Below are 20,432 nucleotides of genomic sequence, written 5' to 3'. Positions count from 1 at the left end.
ATGCTATACGTGGATTTGGTAACCGGCAAAGTGAATAACCGGTCAAGGACTGCCGGGCAGATTCGCTTGATTCATTTTGCGATACTACTATCCTAGTGCCTGTTGGTTCCATGAAACGCGGAGTATCAAAGTGTTCAAATCCATATTTAACCGCAAGCCTTCCAGTCTGCTGGGTATGCTGTGCTGCCTGACTTTTCTTTTTGTCTCGGCGCAACTGTCCCTGTTTATTATTCATTTCAAAGTGACTGAACTCATTGATTCGCTGGTCAACGCTTCCATTGTGCTTCAGCTTCTGCATCCGGTCATACTCCTGCCCATGGCTGCGTACATTCTTTTGCAGGTTGCGGCTTATGTCTTGTTCATAGGGTGGATCTGGTTTATCACGGTTGCGACCGGCAGACTGTTCGGCTTGTCAAAAACGGCAATCCTGTGGCTGGGGGTTGTGCTATGGTGTCTCGCCTGTGTCGACGTACTGGCTTTAAACCTGCATTACTTTCCGGATTCCTTTTTTGCCAGGCTGACGGCCGACCTGGGCGGGTTCAGGGATGATAATGGCAGGTGGGCAATAGTGACCAGTGTGCCCTTGCTCGCCGCCACGTTGAGCGGATTCGTTTCCTATTTCTGGAAAGGCCACTGCCGATTCATGGCCAGGCTTCTTTTGGCTGTCGTGGTCGTGGCCGCAGCTGCCGCAGCGTATGATGCCTGGCTTGCCCGGGCTGTACTAGCGGTGCAAAAGAAATCGCCGCATTCGAAGCCGGATATCATCATTATCGGGCTGGATTCCCTGCGGCCGGATTTTACCGGATACTTTGGCGACAAGACCGCCCGTACCCCGCATATTGATGATTTTCTGAAAAAAGCACAGGTATTTAGCGAGGCTTATACGCCGCTTGCGCGCACGTTTCCTTCCTGGGTCAGCATTTTGACCGCCAAATACCCCAAGCACAGTTTTGCGCGGAATAACCTCGTGGATCCGGGGCGGGTTATTGTGAATGATACACTGCCAAGACGTCTGCGCCAGGCTGGTTATGAAACGATCTATGCTACAGATGAAAAACGCTTTAGCAATATCACGGAGGCATATGGGTTTGATCGGATACTGGGGCCGCAAATGGGGGTCAATGATTTCCTGCTCGGCAGTCTCACGGATTTTCCGCTGGGTAATCTGCTGGTCAATCTGTCTGTGGGCAAGTGGCTGTTTCCTTTCAACTATGGCAACCGTGCGGCTGCGGTGACTTATGAACCGGAAAGTTTTTTGCGTCTGGTCCGTCAGGGCTTGGCCGGCCGGGCAGACAAGCCGCTTTTTCTCTCTATCCATTTGTGTCTTTCCCACTGGCCGTTTACTTGGGCCAAGGACGGGTTGCAGCGCAGAAGTTCGCTGCCGGGCCAATATCGCAACAGTGTGCAAGGGGTTGACAGGCAGTTGGGCGAGTTGATGGGTATTTTAAAAAATAACGGCCTGCTTGAAAACAGTCTGGTGGTGCTGTTATCAGACCACGGCACGGCGTTAGGATTGCCCGGTGATCGCATCATTTCTAAAGAGCGCTATACCGGTGATCCCGGCGGTCTCAGGATCATTCCGGCTCTACGGCTGAGTTCCGCGTCCCAGTACAGCACGAATTATCGGCGTGATTACACGATCAATACAGCGTACGGTCAGGGCACGAATGTGTTAAGCCTGACACAATATCGCGTCCTGTTGGCGTTCAGGCGTTTTGGCTCGGTGCTGCCTGCCGCGCAAAAAGGCGGAATGACTTCTCTTCTGGATGTTGCTCCCACGATTCTTGAGTTTCTCAAACTGCCTTCCCTCGCGCAGGTTGACGGAATTTCCCTGTGGGGCCAATTGACCGGCAGTGTCAAGGCGGAGTCCGGGTCGCGAGCTTTGTTCCTGGAAACGGGCGACAGTATGACGGAAATCGAAACCGATCACATTTATGTGGAAAAAGTCATCAAGCACCAGATAGGCATTTATTCAATCAATCCATTAAGCGGACTGCTGATGATGAGTATTCCGGCTGAACAATCGATCATCCGTAACAAGCAGCTGGCGGTTCTCTGGAATGGGTGGATGCTTGCACACTATCCCGCCCGGGTGGAAACCAAGCTGGTGAGAGAAAAAGTGAAAAACAAATTGCAGTTTGTGCGCAAAAAGAAAATTGTTTCGCCGTATTTCGTGCTGGCGGATTTGACGACGGGCCGCTGGACAACAGATCTGGTTTCGCCGTTTGCCAAAGCCAGCCCCGGGAATGATTTGCGGCGCCGGCTGCAGGAATTCTATGGGGATGAAATGCCTCAGGGTGGGCATGGTGCGGCAGGGTAAATTCAGGTAAGATGCGCAAAATATTTTTTCCAGGGGTAACCTCCATGCCGCAGCCTACGCGTAGAGACAGGGCGGATGCGATCCGCTTTCTCAGTATTGATGCCGTTCAGAAAGCCAATTCAGGCCATCCCGGAATGCCTATGGGGATGGCGGACATCGCCGAAGTCTTATGGCATGATTTTTTGCGTCATAATCCCAACAATCCGGAATGGGTGAACCGCGACCGCTTTGTCCTGTCCAATGGCCATGGTGCCATGCTGCTCTATTCACTCTTGCATCTAACCGGCTACGATTTATCCATGGACGATATCAGGCAGTTTCGGCAGTTGCACTCCAGGACGCCGGGGCATCCGGAATATGGCGATACGCCGGGCGTGGAAACGACCACGGGGCCTTTGGGCCAGGGCTTGGGTAACGCGGTGGGGATGGCGATAGCAGAGCGCCATATGGCCGCGCAGTTTAACCGCCCCGATTTTCCAGTGGTGGATCACTTTACCTATTGCTTTGTTGGTGATGGCTGTCTGATGGAAGGCATTTCGCATGAGGTATGCTCCCTGGCGGGAACGCTGGGATTGGGCAAGCTGATCGTTTTTTATGATGACAATGGCATATCGATTGACGGTGACGTAAGCGGGTGGTTTGGAGATAATACCCCCTTGCGATTCAAGGCTTACGGCTGGCATGTGATTGAGGCGGTCAACGGACATGATAGTGAAGCCTTGCGTGACGCCATCCTCTCCGCGCAGGCTGTTTCGGACAAGCCAACGTTGATTTGCTGCAAAACCACCATAGGCTGGGGTTCGCCTAATCTGGCCGGAACAGCCGGCACCCACGGCGCGGCACTGGGAGAAAAGGAAGTCGCCGCAGTGCGTACCCACCTCAACTGGCCACATGAGCCCTTTGTTATTCCGGAAGAAATTTATGCTTCATGGGACATGCGCAAATCCGGCGAGGTACTGGAAGGCGAGTGGGTCAAGCTGTTTGGCCGTTATCAGGACCGATATCCGGATCTGGCGCAGGAATTTTTGCGCCGTATCCGTTCTTCTCTTCCGCGCGACTGGAAGGAACAGTCAGACGCGTTGCTGAATGCCTTGAATGAAAAAAAACAGACCGTCGCCACTCGTAAGGCATCACAACTTTGTCTGGATCATTTCGCAAACCTGCTGCCGGAAATGATGGGCGGTTCTGCTGATCTGACAGAATCCAACTGCACTAACTGGCAAGGCATGAAACTTTTTACCGCCGATACGCCTGAGGGCAGCTATATTCATTATGGCGTGCGCGAGTTTGGCATGTCAGCCATCATGAATGGCCTGGCGCTTTACAAGGGCATACTGCCGTTTGGCGGAACGTTTTTGACATTTTCTGATTATGCGCGCAATGCCATCCGCCTCGCGGCGATCATGCGCCAGCGCGTTGTGTTTGTATACACGCATGACTCAATCGGACTGGGTGAAGACGGGCCGACACATCAGCCTGTCGAACATATACCCAGCCTGCGGCTTATGCCTAACCTGTCTGCCTGGCGTCCGTGTGACACGGTTGAAACCGCTGCCGCGTGGCGGGCGGCTATTGAATATCAGGGTCCGACTTGCTTGTTGCTGTCGCGCCAGGCCTTGCCGTTTCAGGAGCGGACCGCAGAGCAATTATCACTGATTTCACGTGGCGGATATATCCTGATGGATCATGCGCAAGACCGGCATCCTGACGCGATATTGATTGCGACGGGATCTGAAGTGGCGCTGGCGATGGAAGCAGCCAGGCAGCTGTATGATGAGGAAATTTATGTGCGGGTGATTTCCATGCCGTCAACGGATGTATTCCTCGCTCAGGACGAAGATTACCGCAGTCAGGTTTTGCCGGATACCATATTAGCCAGGGTCGCGGTTGAAGCGGCGGCCACTGGCGGTTGGTACCGGTTTGTTGGACCTCAGGGGAAGATTGTCGGACTGGACAGATTCGGGGCGTCGGCTCCCGCCAAGGATGTCTTCCGCGATTGCGGAATCACGGTTGATCGAGTGGTGGCAATGACAAAAGAAGTTATATATTCTGTTGCCAACGCCGCGCATCGCCTGAAGGAAAAATGTGCTTGAGAAGTGTAAGGGTTGCTTCCCGCGGGTTGCTGCGGGACTGGTGCCTGGGGTGTCTTAAGGGGAAAGCACAAGTCTTCCCCTAAGCGGATTACGAGGATACACACCCCGCGGCCATTACAAGAGGATTATAAAATCATTTTATTGGGAGACACACTATGACGATTCGTATTGCGATTAATGGCTATGGCCGAATTGGTCGCAACATTTTGCGTGCTCACTACGAGAAAAAACTGCACTCTGAAATCCAGATTGTCGCTATCAATGACCTGGGCGATGTTAATACCAATGCCCATCTTACGCGATATGACACGACGCATGGAAAATTTCCCGGTGAAGTGACAGTGTCAGGAAATGAAATCATCGTCAATGGAGATAAAATCCGGGTCGTAGCAGAGCGGGATCCCAAAAGACTGCCCTGGAAAGAATTAAACGTGGATATCGTTTTTGAATGTACCGGCTTGTTTACCACGAAAGAAAAAGCAGCCATGCATCTTGAAGCCGGTGCTAAAAAGGTGATTGTATCAGCGCCTGCTACCGGAGTGGATGCAACCATTGTTTATGGTGTGAACGACCACATTCTCAAGGCGGGCGATACCGTCATCTCCAATGCTTCCTGCACCACCAACTGTCTCGCTACTGTGGTCAAGCCTTTGCATGAAGCGATAGGGATTGTCAGCGGGTTGATGAATACAGTGCACGCTTTTACCAATGATCAAAGCCTGATTGATGTTTATCACAGTGATTTGCGCCGCGCTCGTTCAGCCACACAATCCATCATTCCCACCAAAACCGGGGCGGCTTCCGCGTTGGGACTGGTGTTGCCGGAACTGGATGGAAAACTGGATGGATTTGCCGTGCGTGTCCCGACCATTAATGTGTCGCTGGTGGATTTGACTTTCGAATCCAAGCGGAATACTACAGTGGCGGAAGTCAATGAGATAATCCGCAAGGCAGCAGCGGGCCCCATGAAGGGTGTGCTGGCATTCAATGAAGAGCAGCTGGTTTCTGTTGATTTTAACCATAATCCGGCTTCTGCGATATTTGATACCTTCGGAACCAAGGTGATAGGCAGCCTGGTAAAAATCCTGGCATGGTATGACAATGAGTGGGGCTTCTCTAACCGCATGTTGGATGTGGCGTCCGTCTGGATGAAAGCCAGATAGCAAGCCCGGGTTTATCATAAATAAGCATATTCAGGAGAAATGATCTGTGACTGTAAAAATGGCAGAAGTGATGGAAGTTATCAACCGGTATACCCCAAAGGGGTTTGCTCCCAAAGCGGGGTTGATATTGGGATCAGGCCTGTCTTCTCTTGCTGAACAGATTACCAATCCGGTATCCATCCCTTATCAGGCCATACCCGGGCTGCAAGCGGGTGCGGTGTATGGTCACGCCTCGCTGCTGGTGATGGGGCAATTGAATAATATCCCTGTCGTATGTTTGCGCGGGCGCCTGCATTTGTATGAAGGGGTGTCTTATGAATCCATACGTACCCTGGTACAAATCGTCAAGCGGCTTGGCGCGGGTGTCCTGATGATCACCTGCGCAGCCGGATCCATGCGTCCCGAAGTGGGGCCGGGTGAATTAATGATGATTCAAGATCATATTAATTTTCATCCCGGCAATCCGCTGGTGGGTCCGAATGATGAAACCATAGGGCCGCGGTTTGTCAGCATGGATGACGCATATGATCCCATGCTGCAGGATTTGATGGTGAGTGCCTCCAACCGGATTAATATCCCTTTACACAAGGGCGTTTACATATCGACGTTAGGCCCGTCATTCGAAACCCCTGCCGAAATCCGCGCATTCAAGAGCTGGGGTGCGGATGCGGTGGGCATGTCAGTGGTGCCGGAAGTCATCATCGCGCGGCATTCGGGTATACGCGTGGCATGTGTGGCTGCCATCACTAACCTTGCCGCGGGCATGAGCAAGGAAAAAATATCGCATGAAGGCACATTGCATTTTGGCGAAATCGGCGCGCGAAAACTCATCAAGCTGGTTCCGGAATTCTTGAAAGAGGTGAGTAATGTACTGGGGTGAGGCGGTGAAAGAACGTCTGCAGGCGCTCAGACCGGTCAAAACCAGTCCTGAATTGATTCAACGAATTGTGCCGCTGGTGGATTTGACCAGTCTCAATGCCGCTGACACGGAAGAATCCATAGCTTTGTTTTGTGAAAAAGCCCGGACTGGTCTGGGCAGTGTCGCGGCAGTCTGTGTTTATCCGCGGTTTGTACGACAAGTGGCCGCGCAATTATCAGGTACTACAGTCAGGACGGCGACGGTGGTCAATTTTCCTGAAGGTGAAACCTCCCTGGAATCTGTGCTGGTGGAAATTGGCCGGGCGCTGGAAGATGGAGCGAACGAGATAGATGTTGTTTTTCCTTATCAGCGCTATTTGGCCGGTGAGCGACAGTATGCCCGCCAGTTTGTCACGGCCTGTAAGGCTGCCTGCGGTCAGCATGTTGCGCTCAAGGTGATACTGGAAACCGGCGCATTGCGAGATGCGGCTATTATCGCTGACGCGAGTCTGGACGCGCTGACAGGCGGTGCGGATTTTATCAAGACTTCAACCGGCAAAATTCCGGAAGGCGCGACACTTGAGGCGGCGGCGGTCATGCTGCTGGTTATACGGCATGCGGCTCCGCAGTTGAAACGGTTGCTTGGAGTCAAGATAGCAGGCGGTGTCAGAGACATTGTACAGGCGGGCCAGTACCTGGAGCTCGCGGATCAGATCATGGGTCATGATTGGACGCGGCCGGAGACATTCCGGATAGGCGCGAGCAAGCTGATGGATGAAATGCTGGCGAGCTTGGCGTTGTAAGCGGATTATCCTGGCCAGGGTACAAGGAGTTCTGGCCTAACGGTCTCACTTATGATTAAAATTACCCATCTTTTTTATAACAAGAACTCACACTATGTCTGATAGACACACACACGAAAAAACAGTGCACACCCGCTTGGCCTGGATAGTGACATTGACGGCGTCGCTTTTCTTCTTTTATGAATTTATTCAAATGAATCTTTTCAACGCTATCAATGAGCAGCTAAGAGAAGCTTATCACCTGGACGCGGTACAGCTTGGGCAATTGTTCTCCATGTATTTTTATGCCAATTTCATTTGTCTGTTTCCCGCGGGGAATTTACTGGACCGGTTTTCAACCCGGAAGATTCTGATTTTTGCGATTAGTCTTTGTACGCTGGGAACATTTATTTTCTCTATGGCAAGTACTTACTGGGTAGCGGCCGCAGGGCGCTTTATGGTCGGGGCTGGCGCTTCCTTTTGTTTTCTGAGCTGTATCCGTATTGCATCCCGATGGTTTGCCCCCAGGCGCATGGCTTTTGTAACAGGAGTGGTGGTGACCATGGCCATGCTGGGCGGGCTGGTCGCGCAGACCCCTTTTGAGTGGCTGACGCAGTACCTAGGCAGCTGGCGCCATGCCTTATATGTCAATACCGGACTGGGAGTCGTTATCCTGCTGGTAACGATTCTAATCGTTCAAGACCGTCCGCCCGATGCCCAAGAGGAGGCAAAGACGGATCACCTGCAATTGAAAGAACTGGGATTGTGGCGCTGTATCAAGCTGGCTGCGCTGAACCCGCAAAACTGGCTGGGTGGATTTTATACGGCGTTGATCAATCTGCCGGTATTTGTACTGGGCGGATTATGGGGAATTCTTTATCTGACACAAGTTCATCATGTCAGCCATGAGCAGGCTTCTTATGCCACGACCCTGTTTTTTGTCGGCGTGATCGCGGGTTCCCTGTTGTATGGCTGGATATCGGACCACATTGAAAGGCGGGTGATTCCCATGATTGCGGGCGCGGTGCTGTCACTGGTTGTAATGGGTATCCTCATGTATGCGCCCGGGTTATCCATCTGGTCGCTGGTTTTTCTATTTTTCCTGATTGGTCTCGTCACCAGTTCGCAAGTCCTGACCTACCCCCTGATCGCGGAATTAAATCCTATTTACCTGACAAGCACGTCTGTCAGTATTGATTCGCTATGCATCATGGCCAGCGGTTTTATCATTCCTCCTTTTTTCGGATGGTTAATGGAAAGAAGCGGCACACACGAAATGATCAATGGCGTCTCAATCTATACGGCTGCCGATTTTAATCAGGCCATGTTGATCATGCCGGTGGCATTTGTTGCCGCGCTCATCATCACATTTTTCATGCGGGAAACTTTCTGCAGGTCGCAAGCATAATGGCGCGAGCTTTTATTATCATGCTGGATTCTTTTGGTCTGGGTGCCACGGCCGACGCAGCCCGGTATGGTGATGAGGGCGCCAGTACCTTGCATCATATTGCGGAATATTGCGCGCAAGGCAGAGCCGACAAGGCGGGAATGCGCTCAGGCCCGATTCATTTGCCCAATTTGACTCGGCTGGGGTTGAATGGCGCGGCCGAGATCAGCCAGGGCCGGCCGGTTCCCGGTCTGGATGCCGCAGCGGCCATCCAGGGTGCTTACGGCTGCGCATCAGAACTCAGCCTGGGTAAAGACACCCAGAGCGGACATTGGGAAATGGCGGGTGTGCCAGTCTTGTTCGAGTGGGGGTATTTCCCTCCGGATTATCCCAGCTTTCCGCAAGAACTGATTGACGCATTGATCAAGCAGGCACATTTGCCGGGCGTATTGGGTAACCGGCATGCCTCTGGCACGCAGATTATTGCTGAGTTGGGGAAAGAGCATCAAGATACCGGCCAGCCTATTGTTTATACTTCAGCAGACAGTGTGTTTCAAATAGCTGCCCATGAAGAAACGTTTGGTTTGCAGCGGCTTTATGAAGTGTGCGAAATCGCCCGCCACCTTGTGGATCCCTATAATATCGGGCGTGTCATTGCCAGGCCTTTTCTGGGGTCGCCGGGAAGTTACTACCGTACAGGCAATCGACATGATTACGCAACGCCTCCTCCCAGTCCGACCTTGCTGGATATTTTGGTCCGGGAAGGCGGAACCGTTATCGCGATTGGAAAGGTTGCCGATATTTATGCTCATCATGGCATTAGCAAGGAAGTCAGGGCGGATGGAAACAAAGCATTGTTCTCGGCATTTATAAATGAAGCCAAAACGGCGCCGGATCGAAGCATCACGTTTGTGAATCTGGTAGATTTTGATATGGTCTTTGGTCATAGACGGGATATCACGGGTTATGCCAAGGCTTTGGAGGATTTTGATTCCTGGCTGCCGGCATTCGAGCAGATATTAAAGCCGGGTGACATGGCTGTCATTACAGCAGATCATGGCTGCGATCCGACCTGGAATGGTTCTGACCATACCCGTGAGAATGTTCCTGTGATTGCTTTCGGGCCGGCGATAAAACCCGGACCAATAGGAAAGCGTAAAACCTTTGCTGATATTGGCCAAACCATCGCCGCTCATCTCGGGCTGCCAGCGCTGGAATATGGCACCGTGTTCTGACAAGCGGCTCAGGGTTTCACTCCCGCATCAAGCGCGAAACCGGCAGGCAATTCCGGATTCAGTTTTTCACCAGGCTCAGAAATTCAGCGCGAGTCCGCATGTCATCCCTGAATGCGCCCAGCATGACGGATGTGCTCATGATGGAATTCTGTTTTTCAACGCCGCGCATCATCATGCATAAATGCTGAGCCTCAATAATCACGCCCACCCCTTTGGCTTGTGTGACATCACACATGGTCTGGGCAATTTCCCGTGTGAGATTTTCCTGAACTTGCAGGCGTCTTGAATGCATATCAATGATGCGGGCAACTTTAGACAAGCCCAGGATTTTTCCATTTGGCAAATAGGCAACGTGGCATTTGCCTATGAATGGAAGCATATGATGTTCGCAAAGAGAATATAATTCGATATTTTTGACCAGAACCATTTCTTCATTGTCTGATTGAAACAGGGCGCCATTGATAATTTGATCAATTGACTGATGATAACCCTGGGTCAGGAACTCCATGGCTTTGGCCGCGCGCTTGGGAGTGTCGCGCAACCCTTCGCGATCGGGATTTTCACCTATCGCTTCTATGATTTTTTTAAAGTGGTCTTTCATTGCTTGCCTCGTTCTGATTTGTATGGTGTTTTATCTTAGCCCGGCGGCCAGCTCATGCGGCGCCCGCCCAAGAGGTGAAAGTGGATGTGGAAAACGGTTTGACCGGCGCCGGCATTGCAATTCATGACCAGCCTGTAACCTGGTTCGGCGATATTCAATTGCCTGGCCAGTATAGAGGCAGTATGCGCCATATGACCCACCAGTGTTTCGTCTTCTGCCTGGACATCGTTAAGCGTGGGAATGTGTTTACGCGGGATAATGATTTTATGATGCGGCGCCTGGGGATTGATATCATCAAACGCGACGACATGATCATCCTGGTAAATGATGTTCGCGGGTATGGTTCCACCTGCAATTTTGCAAAATAGACAATCGTTCATGCTGCTCCCTACCATAAAAGTACCCCTGAAATGTAATCCTGTTTTGCTGAATTGTTCTGAGGTGCCTAGTGTAAAAGATTGTACTGCGACTTGCAAAATTGCTAACGGAAAGTACACTAGGCGCATTAACGAACAATGACAAGGGGTTTATTATGGGTTTAGAACATCTCCAGGCTGGTAATAAGGTGCCGGATGAAATCAATGTCGTGATTGAAATACCGTCGCAAAGCAGCCCGATCAAATATGAAGTGGACAAGGATTCCGGAATGGTGATGGTGGACCGTTTCTTGCGCACCGCCATGTTTTATCCCTGCGAATATGGTTTTGTTCCTCATACCTTATCCGAAGACGGTGACCCCGTTGATGTACTGGTTGTTTCGCCGTATTCCCTGATTCCGGCATCGGTAATTCGCTGCCGTCCCATTGGTTTGCTGCGGATGACGGATGAGTCAGGCAAGGATGCGAAGATTCTGGCAGTGCCGGTGGACAAGCTGACGTCGAAATACCAGCACGTCAAAAAGCCCGAAGATCTTGGCAAGGAAACCATTGATGCGATAGAACATTTTTTCATCCATTACAAGGATCTGGATACAGGCAAGTGGGCCAAGGTGGATGGTTGGGAAGGCGCTGAATCAGCGAAACAGGAAATAATGGCCAGCGTGAAACGCTATCAGCAAAAAGAAACAGTCGCTTGAAGCATCATTCTTTCAGAAAGACAAAAGGGGCAGCTTAATCCTTAAACTGCCCCTTTTTGCCTACCCAGGCTTCCTGGCCCATTCTGCCGCTTCCGTGGCGGTGTCATCCGTGTCGATGCGTCAATTCCGTGATGCCTGTCCTTGTGGTCATCCCTGAACAATTTCTAGATTAACAAAACGATTTCAAAAGGCTCAATCTTTTTATTTTGCATAAAATGGAGAGGGCGTAGAGAGATAAAATAAAAATATAATATATACATTATGTTAAATGTAATATGCCAGGTCGAATATGGTTAATATCCCAATGGTTTCATGGCTGATATCGCACAGATGGTAAGGCTAATATCTCAATATGCTTTTTTTTGAGCAATATAAGGTCTTTTAATATTGCGGGAGAGTATGTTTTGTACAGCAGATCCTATATACATACCCAGCATGGCGGATCCGAAAATAACCATTGCTATGTATATTGGCAATAAACCAAGCACTATAAGATGGGATTTGATTTCCAGATGATGTGCCCGGTGGATGATGGAAGAGATGGATGTGTGCAAAAAATTGTCTTGCACCAGCAGATAATAGGAAGTATAGAAGACGACAGTCAGTGAAATTAGAGTAGCCAGATTTGTCGATAGAATTTTCTTCATGTCCGCTGCCACACAATATGAGTTGAGTTGGCCGCAAATCAAATGGACATGCGACCATACGTCTGATTTTATCGTTCTTGTCTTAAGACAGGCTTAATTTGAAGGCTTATCTTAACATATTTCCTAATAATTGACCAAATAACACGGTGGAGTGGGGGTGTAACAAAGGCTCCCAGGCGACCCTGTTTTTCCCAAACAGAAGAATGACGGTGGAGCCCAGCTTGAAATGACCCAGTTCATCGCCGGTCTGGAATTGAATTTCAGATGAGGGGGAAACGATTTGACGATGGCGGGTCCTGACGGGCTGGTTCATCCAGACGGTCTGGATGTTGCCGACAATCATCGCGCCCACCATGATGAGCGCCATGGGGCCGGCGGCAGTATCAAATAACATGACGAGACGTTCGTTGCGGCTGTACAGTTGCGGGATTAGTTCGGATGTCATACGGTTGACGGAAAATAATTTTCCCGGCAGATAAATGGATTGCACCAGCCTGCCTGAAAAAGGCGAATGAACCCGATGATAATCGCGCGGCGCAAGATAAAGTGTCGCAAACGTCCCATCGTAGAACGCACTCGCCAGGCGCGAGTCCTCACCCAGTAACGTTTCAAGATCGAAGTAAAACCCTTTGGCTTGCAGCAGCTGGTTTTTGTGGATTTGGCCGATTTGCGCGATGCATCCGTCAACCGGACAGGCAATTTCTCCGGATCTTGCTGCAATGGGCCGTAACTCGGGTTTTAACCGCCGCGTGAAAAAACTGTTGAAGTCAGGATAAGCATCGGGGTTTTCAATCAGGGCGGTTGTCATGTCGACCTGATATTTGCGGATAAACCGCTTGATCATCCAGTTTTTTAACCACTCTATACGGATGCGCGCAAGCCATCCCATGATGGCTGTGATCAGGTGATGCGGCAGAAGGTATTGGATGTAGACAGAAATTCGTTTGGTCATGATAGGTCTGAAATGTGTTAAAAGGCCGCCATTATAATTGTGTGCCCAGGCTGGCGGATACGCCTTTTACCAGTTCATCCGGTTTCAAGCCGAACTTGAATAAGCCGGCCCATTTTCCTTGAGGATTGATCAGCAGAATGGAAGAAGTATGCTGGATCTGGTAATTATCGCCGTTTGCATCCGGGTCACGCGCGGCATAAATTCCAAGCTGGCTTTGTAATTTGCGAATTTCCTGTATTTTGCCCGTTACACCGATGAAATCGGGATTATAGGATTGAGTATATTTCGCGAGCGACTCGGGTGTGTCGCGTTCGGGGTCGACTGAAATCAGCACCACGCGCAAATCGGGGTATTTTTCGTGCAAACCGGAATAGGCGCGGTTCATAAGATCCAGTGTTGTCGGGCAGACGCTGGCGCAATGCGTGAAACCAAAAAACAGCAGCGTCCAGTGATGATAAAAATCCTTTTCCGTGAAAGGCTGGTTGTTTGCGGTGGCCAGTTCAAAGGATTTGATGTCTCGCGGCGCGGGAAATAACATGCCTATCTCGGGTGAAAGTGCCGGCTGCGCGGGTTTTTGGGAGGCATGATAAACAAAAAGCGAAGTCATGAGCGCGGCGCAGACAAAGACGACAAAGACAATGATTTTACTGTTTGAGATGGTCTGTTGAGTATTGGGCATAGGTTTAATTTACCAATAAGTGATGATCAAGAAGAATAACGAGAAATAACCCTGTCAAATACACCAGGGAGTACTGAAAGGTTTTTAAGGCGATACCTTGATCGTTGGCGGCGAACTGAAGTTTCAGGGCGTAACCGATTAATCCCGCGTCAAGCAGAAGAACGCAGATCAGGTACAGCTGGCCGCTCATGCCGATGGCGAACGGTAATAAGCTGCAGGCAATAGTCAGCAGACTGTAAAGAACGATATTCAGTTTGGTGAAGGAGATGCCATGTGTGATAGGCAGCATGGGAATAGAGGTTTTCTTGTACTCATGGTATCGATGCAGACATAGAGCCCAGAAGTGCGCAGGGGTCCAGGTGAAAATGATCAACACCAAAAGCCAGGCCTGGGGGTCCAGTTTCCCGGTCACCGCTGTCCATCCCAAAAGCGGCGGCATGGCGCCTGAAAGGCCGCCGATGACAATATTTTGTGAGGTTGCGCGTTTGAGGTAGATGGAATAGACCGCGGAATAACCAATGGCAGCCAGCAGTGTCAGTATCGCGGTCAAGGCGTTGACGCCAAAATACAAAATGCAAAAGCCTCCCACGCCTTGCAAAGCCGCGAACTGCCAGGCCGCCTGGATGGTCAGTTTGCCGGATGCAAGCGGGCGGTGCTTGGTTCTATCCATGAGTGCGTCAATGCGATGATCGATGATATGGTTGAGTGTCGCCGCGGAGCCCGACATAAGAGCGATCCCGGCGGTTGCGTTAAGCCATAACCACCAGGGGATAGGATTGCTCGCGCCCAGATACATGCCGGCCCATGCCGTGAGCAGCATCAGTAATACAACGCGTGGCTTGCACAGGATAAGATAGTCACGAAATCCGGCTGTCATGATGATTTCCTTTAACAAGAGAAGCTTTGACCCAGGCTGTGATAATGGTTAACAGCAACAGAATCGCGACAGCCTGGTGAATGAGAGCGACCCAGACGGGTCTTAGCCAGACAATATTGAGTATGCCAAGCGTGATTTGCAGTATGACCAGGGTGATGATTACTGCGCCTGTGACACGAAACGATTTGACGGTCGCGAGATACAGTCCAAGTGCGCCCAGGTATACGCCGGTTACCATGGCGCCCAGGCGGTGCAGCATGTGAATGGTGATAAGATCAGTGTTCAGGCGGTCCCATAGCATGGCTGGCAGCAGCTGCCCATTGCAATAAGGGAAGTCTACGCAGGCGAGGCCTGCGTAATGTGTGCTGACCCAGCCGCCCAGTGTGATTTGCAGGGCAATGATAATGAAGCCCGCGCCTATCCAGGGGGTGATGCGTGTCGGGAGTTGTGTGGCGAACAAGCGGTCATTGCGCAGATACAAGTCAAGATAAGCCCACCAAAGCAGGCTTAGCAAGGACAGCCCGGTCAACAGATGAGATAATACGATGACCGGTTTCAGTTTTTCCGTGACAGTCAGCATCCCCAGCATGACCTGGACAAACAGCAGCCCGATTAATCCGAGTGCAATCCCGGCTGATTTCAAGTCCTTGGCTTTGCGGGCAAAAAGAATGGAAAACGCAAGAATCAGGATGAGTATGCCTTCGGTGCCGGCGAAATAACGATGGGTCATTTCAGTCCAGGCTTTTTTCACATCCACGGGGGCAAGCGGATAATTTTGCGTTGCCATTTGAATCTGGGCGTTTGTATGAGGCGCCGTAATGTAGCCGTAACAATGCGGCCAGTCCGGGCAGGACAAGCCGGCGTCGGTCAGGCGGGTATAAGCGCCCAGCAAAATGACAACAAATGCCAGCAGGAATGTAAAAAGCGCCAGGCGGCCATGCTGCCGGTATTGAGGCGATATGAACCAGTAATTTGCCAAAACCGTATCCTCATCAAGATGTTAGGACTGGATTTCTGACGCGTTCGGATATGCGTATTCCCTGGATGCAGTTTCCGAACACGCCGCCGGATATCCATGGTCCGAGAGTTCGTTGTTTATCATCAAGAGACGTTCAATAAGACGCATCAGAACGCGGAGCGCAAAAGCATATGAAATCCCGGATCAGTGCCCGGTTGAGGCAACGCATGCATTGTCTGATACCCGTTATTGAACCTTCTCATCGTTCCTGCGTTTAGGCGGACGATTTAGAGCGACAGATAATATCAATAAGGTGAGTGCTAAAGCAAACCATTGCACAGCGTAACCCATGTGCCGCTCAGGTCCCATCACGACGACTTGCCATTTAATATCGAACGCGCCGGGGTCAGAAGGAGAGAGGGTCAGCAGATAAGGGTAAACGGGGCTTGCCAGAATGATGGCGAGTTCGGAGAAATTGAGGTATTCAACGCGCAGAGGCCAGCGGATGGAGGGCGAGTCAGTCATGCCGCCAAAAGCAACGTATGTCGGCGGCAGGTTCAACATGCCCAGGATAGTGACTTCTCCTGTGACGGGGCGGACTGCCGGCAGTTCACTGCGGCTTTTACCGATAGGGATGAATCCGCGGTCTACCAGAATAGGCAGCGCGAGCCCTTTTGCGATAAAGGGTGTGTAAACTTCATATCCGATTTTATTCTCATATATCTTGTTGTCTAGCAATAAGGTATGTGTATTGTCGAATCTTCCTTCCAGTTTAACCCGGTAAAATCGCCAGTCGCCCGGCTTGCTGATATCAGCCGCCAGAAGGGGCGGATACTCGGTGCGCAGAGCAAATGATTTTAATAGAATTTTCTTTTGATGGGCTCGGGATACCTGCCATATTCCCAGGCTGGTAAATACACAAATGAATACCAGCGCGAGCAGGGCGAGCTTCCAGTTCCTGAGTTTGATTGGCATTATATGGTGCATTCCTGGTCATATCTGAATATACTATGCGCCGAGTCTGCCTCCTGCACAGCGGAGGCGCAAACAAGAACGGCAGGTTTCAGGATTGTAAGTGCGATGACAATAATTATCAAAGCGATTGTGATCATTCTTTTGGGATTTATCTTTTTCTCCCTGGGCAGCGCGTTATATTTTTTGATGCGCGACCGCGAGAATTCCGAGCGGATAGTGAAAGCGCTCACATGGCGCATCGGGTTGTCTCTGCTGCTCTTTGTAATCCTGATTTTTGCTTATGCGATGGGATGGCTCGTGCCCCATCAAATATCCTGAGGAGGTTTTTATGGGATTTCGTAATTTTGGTTCACTGATACTCATCTTTTTGATACTCATGATGGTTTTTGGCACCCAGCGCTTGCGTGATGTGGGTAATGATCTTGCTGTCGCCATTCGCAGTTTTCGCAAGGGATTACAGGAAGACCAGGATGAAAAGGAAGGAAACAAACAGTGAATTTCAGTATCAGTGAAATCATCGTCATTCTGCTGATCGCGCTGCTGGTCATCAAGCCGGAACAGCTTCCCGAGGTGGCGCATACGCTGGGCAGGTTTGCTCAATCCATCCGGCGCATGTTTTCAAGGGTAAAAAATGAAGTGAATGGTTTCATTGATTCAGTTGATCAGCTGGATGAGAGGAAGCGTGAACAGTAATAGCAGTTCAACCCATGCTGTACACTTTCTGGTGGAACTGCGTTCAAGACTGATTTATTCCCTGATTTTTCTTTTTTTTATTTTTTCTGTTTTATTGTATTTTGCAAATAATCTTTATTCGTGGCTGGCGCTGCCTTTACTGAAGTTTTTGCCTCAGGGTCATTTGATCGCCACGCAAATTGTCTCGCCGTTTTTTGTGCCGTTCAAGCTGGCTTTTCTGGCCGCCATGGTGATGGCCATGCCCTTCTTTTTGTATCAGACCTGGGCTTTTGTCGCGCCTGCCTTATATGGTCATGAGCGCCGGCTGCTCTGGCCGTTTCTTTTTACGAGCGCAATATTGTTTTACTGCGGCATGGCATTTGCCTATTTTGTGATTTTTCCTGCGTTATTTCATTTTTTGGCCGGCGTCGCCCCGCAGGGGGTAATGTTGAGTCCGGATATCGGCGAATACTTGGATTTCACAAGCAAGCTGTTGTTGATGTTTGGCTGTTTGTTTGAAATTCCCATTGTGATGGTGCTGCTGGTTTCAGCCGGCATGGTGACACGCGCGCGCTTTGTCAAAATGCGTTCGTACGCTATCGTGGGGGCGTTCATTATCGGCATGCTGCTGGCCCCGCCGGATGTGCTTTCCCAAACCATGCTTGCAGTTCCCATCTGGTTGCTATATGAAAGTGGGGTGTTATTCGCGCGTTTGGTGGAGAAAAAACAGCATGAACAAGAAAAATAATAAACTCAATGCCAACCTGGTCAGACTGGTTCATATTCTGAGCGATGGTGAATATCACGACGGCACGAGCATGGGCGAGCAGTTGAAGATGACTCGCAGCGCCGTCTGGAAAGCGATAAAAAAGCTGGAAAATTTCGGAGTGAAAATCGAATCAGCCAAGGGCAGAGGTTATGCGCTGCTCGAACCGCTGGCGCTGCTGGACATCAATAAGATCAAAAAGAACATTTCCCGTGCAAAAATTGAATTCATGCTTTTTGAAAGCGTGGATTCAACCAACGAATACCTTAAGACATTCAAAAAAAGCCGATCGATAAAAATCTGCCTGGCAGAGCGGCAGGTTCACGGCAAGGGCAGAATGAACCGCGAATGGTTCTCACCCTTTGGCAAAAATATTTATCTGTCCTGCCTTTATCCGTTTCAGAAGGATATCAGCGAATTGTCGGGATTGAGCCTGGTCATGAGCCTCGCCGTGATCAAGACTTTGAAAAACCTTGGAATCAAAGACCATCTCTTTGTGAAGTGGCCCAATGATATTATTTATGAACATAAAAAACTCTCTGGCAGCCTGATTGAAATCCAGGCGGAAACGCATGGCGCCTGCCAGGCGGTCATCGGGATAGGCATCAATGTCAACATGCAGGATGATGAGGACGGCCGAATATCTCAATCCTGGACATCTTTGCGCAAGATCATTGGCGCCTATGTGGATAGAAATGACTTGTGCGCGAAACTGATCGACAACCTTCTGGATTATTTGCGGCGTTTTGGCAATGAAGGGTTGCTGCCGTTTCTGGAGGAATGGCGGCATGCGGATTATCTCAGGGACAGAATGATCCTGGTCAGGAACGTTAATGAGAGCATAGAAGGGAAGGTCACAGGGATCAATGAACAAGGTCATCTCCTTCTGCAAATGAAAAACGGTGTCGCGCGCGCGTTTTCGTCAGGCGACACCTCGGTCGTGAAGAAGTGAGCGCGAAATCCGCGCGAGCATTCATTCTGTCCGGCGCAACCGGTTCAATATTGTTCCCAGGTCAATCGCATCTTCAGGTCGGGCGCCATGACCGATGACGCCGGCGCAGGGGACTGGCAGGCAGCGCTGTAAATAGGCAATATTTTCTTTGTGGCGAAGCATTTCAGGCGTGACACAATTTGCTATCCAGCCCACTACATTCGCCTGTTCTTGCAACATGCTGCGTACCGTGAGAAGGCTGTGATTGAGGCAGCCCAGGCGAATGCCCACGACCAGAAGTACCGGAAAACGGTTCGCCATCACAAAATCCGCCATGGTTTCGCGGTCATTCAAAGGCGTATGCCAGCCGCCGCAGCCTTCAATGATGCGCGCGGCTGCAGGACAGGCAAGCGTATTTCTTAATTTCCGGTTAATTTGCGTCACGGTGAGCGCGCGCCCATCCAGCATGGCGGCTATATTGGGAGAGACAGGGGGTTCAAACGCAAAAGGTGTGACGGCTTCGTGTGGGAGTTGCAGTGATGAGGCTTGCTGTAGCTGCCGGGTGTCCGGATTGTTCAGTCTGCCGCCTGACCGTGCGCAGCCCGAGGCGACAGGCTTGATGCCAAGGGTAGACCAGCCCATTTTGTTGAATGCCTGGAGCAGACCGCAGCTGACATAGGTTTTTCCGGCTTCCGTGTCCGTGCCGGCGATAAATAGCGTCACTTGCATGCGGGCAGTTCTTTCGCGGCGACAAAGCATCCTATGCGGTAGGTCAAGGCGCGCAAATCAGTGCTGTTCAGGTAGGATTTTCCTCGCAATGCCGCGTGCCGGCGTTTAAAGGCGTAATTTGCCCCTGTCTGCTTGATGGAGCGCAGTGCCTCGATCGTTGAGCTGAATGGATAAACAATGTTGTCCGCGCGGAAATCCGTGAGATGGTAGCCGCATTGCTGCAGTGTATCCATTATTGCCGGCAAGGGGCTGAAATCGTTTACCGCATATTGGTTTTGAAGCTCTGTCAGGCTGCCGGAAAGAGGAATGGAAAAAGCCAGGTATCCCTGATTATTCAGGAGACGGCGCAGCTGGCTCAATGTCGTTGCGAGGCTGTTGCTCCAATGCAGGGCCAGATTTGAAAACAGGATGTCAAATGACGCCGGGATATCAAAAAGATGATCAAAGTCCGCAGGGTATACTTGCGCGCATGGCAGTCTTGTACGCGCCTTGTCAAGCAGCGCGGTCGCATGGTCAATCGCGTGCAGTGTCTTGCACGGGTATTCTGATGCCAGCTGTTGTGTGACGATGCCCGTGCCGCAGCCTAAATCCATGATATGGTCAGCTTGGGGGCGCCGGGATTTGATCATGGAGATCAATTGATTGCCTGTCCGGATTTGCAGGCGGCAATGGTCATCGTATTGATCAGCGGCGCGATTGAAGAGGCGTGATACGAATTTATTATGATCCATT

General features: G+C 50.7%; 23 protein-coding genes. 13 read left to right on the top strand and 10 right to left on the bottom strand.

Annotated elements, in window-relative coordinates; translation table 11 throughout:
* Positions 1 to 130: 130 nt before the first annotated feature.
* From AQULUS_RS10570 to AQULUS_RS10540, 7 genes are all read left to right on the top strand, one after another.
* On the top strand, positions 131 to 2,320 hold the full coding sequence (locus AQULUS_RS10570; RefSeq protein ID WP_148340108.1) for a sulfatase-like hydrolase/transferase: 2,190 nt from the start codon (positions 131 to 133) through the stop codon (positions 2,318 to 2,320).
* A 44-nt stretch (positions 2,321 to 2,364) separates the two neighbouring features.
* A complete protein-coding gene (tkt, locus tag AQULUS_RS10565) occupies positions 2,365 to 4,413 on the top strand; it encodes a transketolase (protein WP_148340107.1) in 2,049 nt (682 codons plus the stop codon).
* 155 nt (positions 4,414 to 4,568) lie between these two features.
* Entirely contained in the window at positions 4,569 to 5,576 is a 1,008-nt protein-coding gene (gene gap / locus AQULUS_RS10560; RefSeq protein WP_148340106.1) for a type I glyceraldehyde-3-phosphate dehydrogenase, read from the top strand.
* Between the two features lie 46 nt (positions 5,577 to 5,622).
* Positions 5,623 to 6,456 (top strand): purine-nucleoside phosphorylase, encoded by an 834-nt coding sequence (locus tag AQULUS_RS10555; RefSeq protein ID WP_232051883.1) that lies wholly within the window; start codon positions 5,623 to 5,625, stop codon positions 6,454 to 6,456.
* The gene (gene deoC, locus AQULUS_RS10550) at positions 6,443 to 7,237 is read left to right on the top strand and encodes a deoxyribose-phosphate aldolase (protein WP_148340105.1); all 795 of its coding nucleotides are present in this window, start codon (positions 6,443 to 6,445) and stop codon (positions 7,235 to 7,237) included. The genes AQULUS_RS10555 and deoC overlap by 14 nt, the downstream gene beginning before the upstream one ends.
* Before the next feature lie 94 nt (positions 7,238 to 7,331).
* The gene (locus tag AQULUS_RS10545; protein ID WP_148340104.1) at positions 7,332 to 8,624 is read left to right on the top strand and encodes an MFS transporter; all 1,293 of its coding nucleotides are present in this window, start codon (positions 7,332 to 7,334) and stop codon (positions 8,622 to 8,624) included.
* The gene (locus AQULUS_RS10540) at positions 8,621 to 9,838 is read left to right on the top strand and encodes a phosphopentomutase (RefSeq protein WP_408608953.1); all 1,218 of its coding nucleotides are present in this window, start codon (positions 8,621 to 8,623) and stop codon (positions 9,836 to 9,838) included. Before AQULUS_RS10545 ends, AQULUS_RS10540 begins: the two co-directional genes overlap by 4 nt.
* Before the next feature lie 58 nt (positions 9,839 to 9,896).
* Here AQULUS_RS10540 and folE read toward each other — a convergent pair whose 3' ends face one another.
* Positions 9,897 to 10,439 (bottom strand): GTP cyclohydrolase I FolE, encoded by a 543-nt coding sequence (folE, locus tag AQULUS_RS10535; RefSeq protein WP_148340102.1) that lies wholly within the window; start codon positions 10,437 to 10,439, stop codon positions 9,897 to 9,899.
* Positions 10,440 to 10,474: 35 nt separating this feature from the next.
* Entirely contained in the window at positions 10,475 to 10,819 is a 345-nt protein-coding gene (locus AQULUS_RS10530; RefSeq protein ID WP_148340101.1) for a histidine triad nucleotide-binding protein, read from the bottom strand.
* A gap of 152 nt (positions 10,820 to 10,971) precedes the next feature.
* Here AQULUS_RS10530 and ppa point away from each other — a divergent pair, with 152 nt between their 5' ends.
* A complete protein-coding gene (gene ppa, locus AQULUS_RS10525; protein WP_148340100.1) occupies positions 10,972 to 11,514 on the top strand; it encodes an inorganic diphosphatase in 543 nt (180 codons plus the stop codon).
* A gap of 347 nt (positions 11,515 to 11,861) precedes the next feature.
* On the opposite strand, the gene AQULUS_RS10520 is transcribed toward ppa, so the two are convergent.
* The 6 genes from AQULUS_RS10520 to AQULUS_RS10495 form a co-directional block, all read right to left on the bottom strand.
* A complete protein-coding gene (locus AQULUS_RS10520; protein ID WP_148340099.1) occupies positions 11,862 to 12,161 on the bottom strand; it encodes a hypothetical protein in 300 nt (99 codons plus the stop codon).
* A gap of 106 nt (positions 12,162 to 12,267) precedes the next feature.
* The gene (gene asd / locus AQULUS_RS10515; RefSeq protein ID WP_148340098.1) at positions 12,268 to 13,113 is read right to left on the bottom strand and encodes an archaetidylserine decarboxylase; all 846 of its coding nucleotides are present in this window, start codon (positions 13,111 to 13,113) and stop codon (positions 12,268 to 12,270) included.
* A 31-nt stretch (positions 13,114 to 13,144) separates the two neighbouring features.
* Positions 13,145 to 13,792 (bottom strand): SCO family protein, encoded by a 648-nt coding sequence (locus AQULUS_RS10510; protein ID WP_148340097.1) that lies wholly within the window; start codon positions 13,790 to 13,792, stop codon positions 13,145 to 13,147.
* Between the two features lie 4 nt (positions 13,793 to 13,796).
* The gene (cyoE, locus tag AQULUS_RS10505) at positions 13,797 to 14,669 is read right to left on the bottom strand and encodes a heme o synthase (RefSeq protein WP_148340096.1); all 873 of its coding nucleotides are present in this window, start codon (positions 14,667 to 14,669) and stop codon (positions 13,797 to 13,799) included.
* Positions 14,650 to 15,648 (bottom strand): COX15/CtaA family protein, encoded by a 999-nt coding sequence (locus AQULUS_RS10500; protein ID WP_148340095.1) that lies wholly within the window; start codon positions 15,646 to 15,648, stop codon positions 14,650 to 14,652. The genes cyoE and AQULUS_RS10500 overlap by 20 nt, the downstream gene beginning before the upstream one ends.
* A gap of 225 nt (positions 15,649 to 15,873) precedes the next feature.
* Positions 15,874 to 16,602 (bottom strand): SURF1 family protein, encoded by a 729-nt coding sequence (locus AQULUS_RS10495; RefSeq protein WP_172622834.1) that lies wholly within the window; start codon positions 16,600 to 16,602, stop codon positions 15,874 to 15,876.
* Between the two features lie 105 nt (positions 16,603 to 16,707).
* Between AQULUS_RS10495 and AQULUS_RS10490 the strand changes: the two genes are divergently transcribed.
* The 5 genes from AQULUS_RS10490 to AQULUS_RS10470 are packed head-to-tail and all read left to right on the top strand — an operon-like array spanning position 16,708 to position 18,992.
* Positions 16,708 to 16,920 carry a twin transmembrane helix small protein gene (locus AQULUS_RS10490; protein ID WP_148340093.1) on the top strand — a complete coding sequence of 71 codons (213 nt, stop codon included), beginning with the start codon at positions 16,708 to 16,710 and terminating at the stop codon, positions 16,918 to 16,920.
* A 10-nt stretch (positions 16,921 to 16,930) separates the two neighbouring features.
* Positions 16,931 to 17,098 carry a twin-arginine translocase TatA/TatE family subunit gene (locus AQULUS_RS10485; RefSeq protein ID WP_148340092.1) on the top strand — a complete coding sequence of 56 codons (168 nt, stop codon included), beginning with the start codon at positions 16,931 to 16,933 and terminating at the stop codon, positions 17,096 to 17,098.
* Positions 17,095 to 17,295 carry a twin-arginine translocase TatA/TatE family subunit gene (locus AQULUS_RS10480; protein ID WP_148340091.1) on the top strand — a complete coding sequence of 67 codons (201 nt, stop codon included), beginning with the start codon at positions 17,095 to 17,097 and terminating at the stop codon, positions 17,293 to 17,295. The genes AQULUS_RS10485 and AQULUS_RS10480 overlap by 4 nt, the downstream gene beginning before the upstream one ends.
* On the top strand, positions 17,285 to 18,022 hold the full coding sequence (gene tatC / locus AQULUS_RS10475) for a twin-arginine translocase subunit TatC (protein ID WP_232051882.1): 738 nt from the start codon (positions 17,285 to 17,287) through the stop codon (positions 18,020 to 18,022). Before AQULUS_RS10480 ends, tatC begins: the two co-directional genes overlap by 11 nt.
* On the top strand, positions 18,006 to 18,992 hold the full coding sequence (locus AQULUS_RS10470; protein WP_172622833.1) for a biotin--[acetyl-CoA-carboxylase] ligase: 987 nt from the start codon (positions 18,006 to 18,008) through the stop codon (positions 18,990 to 18,992). The genes tatC and AQULUS_RS10470 overlap by 17 nt, the downstream gene beginning before the upstream one ends.
* 21 nt (positions 18,993 to 19,013) lie before the next feature.
* Here AQULUS_RS10470 and bioD read toward each other — a convergent pair whose 3' ends face one another.
* Together bioD and AQULUS_RS10460 are read right to left on the bottom strand one after the other, a co-directional pair.
* Positions 19,014 to 19,700, bottom strand: a complete 687-nt coding sequence (gene bioD, locus AQULUS_RS10465) for a dethiobiotin synthase (RefSeq protein ID WP_172622832.1) — start codon at positions 19,698 to 19,700, stop codon at positions 19,014 to 19,016.
* Complete coding sequence (locus AQULUS_RS10460) at positions 19,691 to 20,431, bottom strand: methyltransferase domain-containing protein (RefSeq protein ID WP_172622831.1); 741 nt, start codon at positions 20,429 to 20,431, stop codon at positions 19,691 to 19,693. The genes bioD and AQULUS_RS10460 overlap by 10 nt, the downstream gene beginning before the upstream one ends.
* Position 20,432 lies beyond the last annotated feature (1 nt).

Source organism: Aquicella siphonis, assembly GCF_902459485.1.
In the GTDB taxonomy this organism is placed as follows: domain Bacteria; phylum Pseudomonadota; class Gammaproteobacteria; order DSM-16500; family DSM-16500; genus Aquicella; species Aquicella siphonis.
Note: the sequence above shows the minus strand (reverse complement) of the source record. Positions and strands in the feature narration are given on the sequence as shown.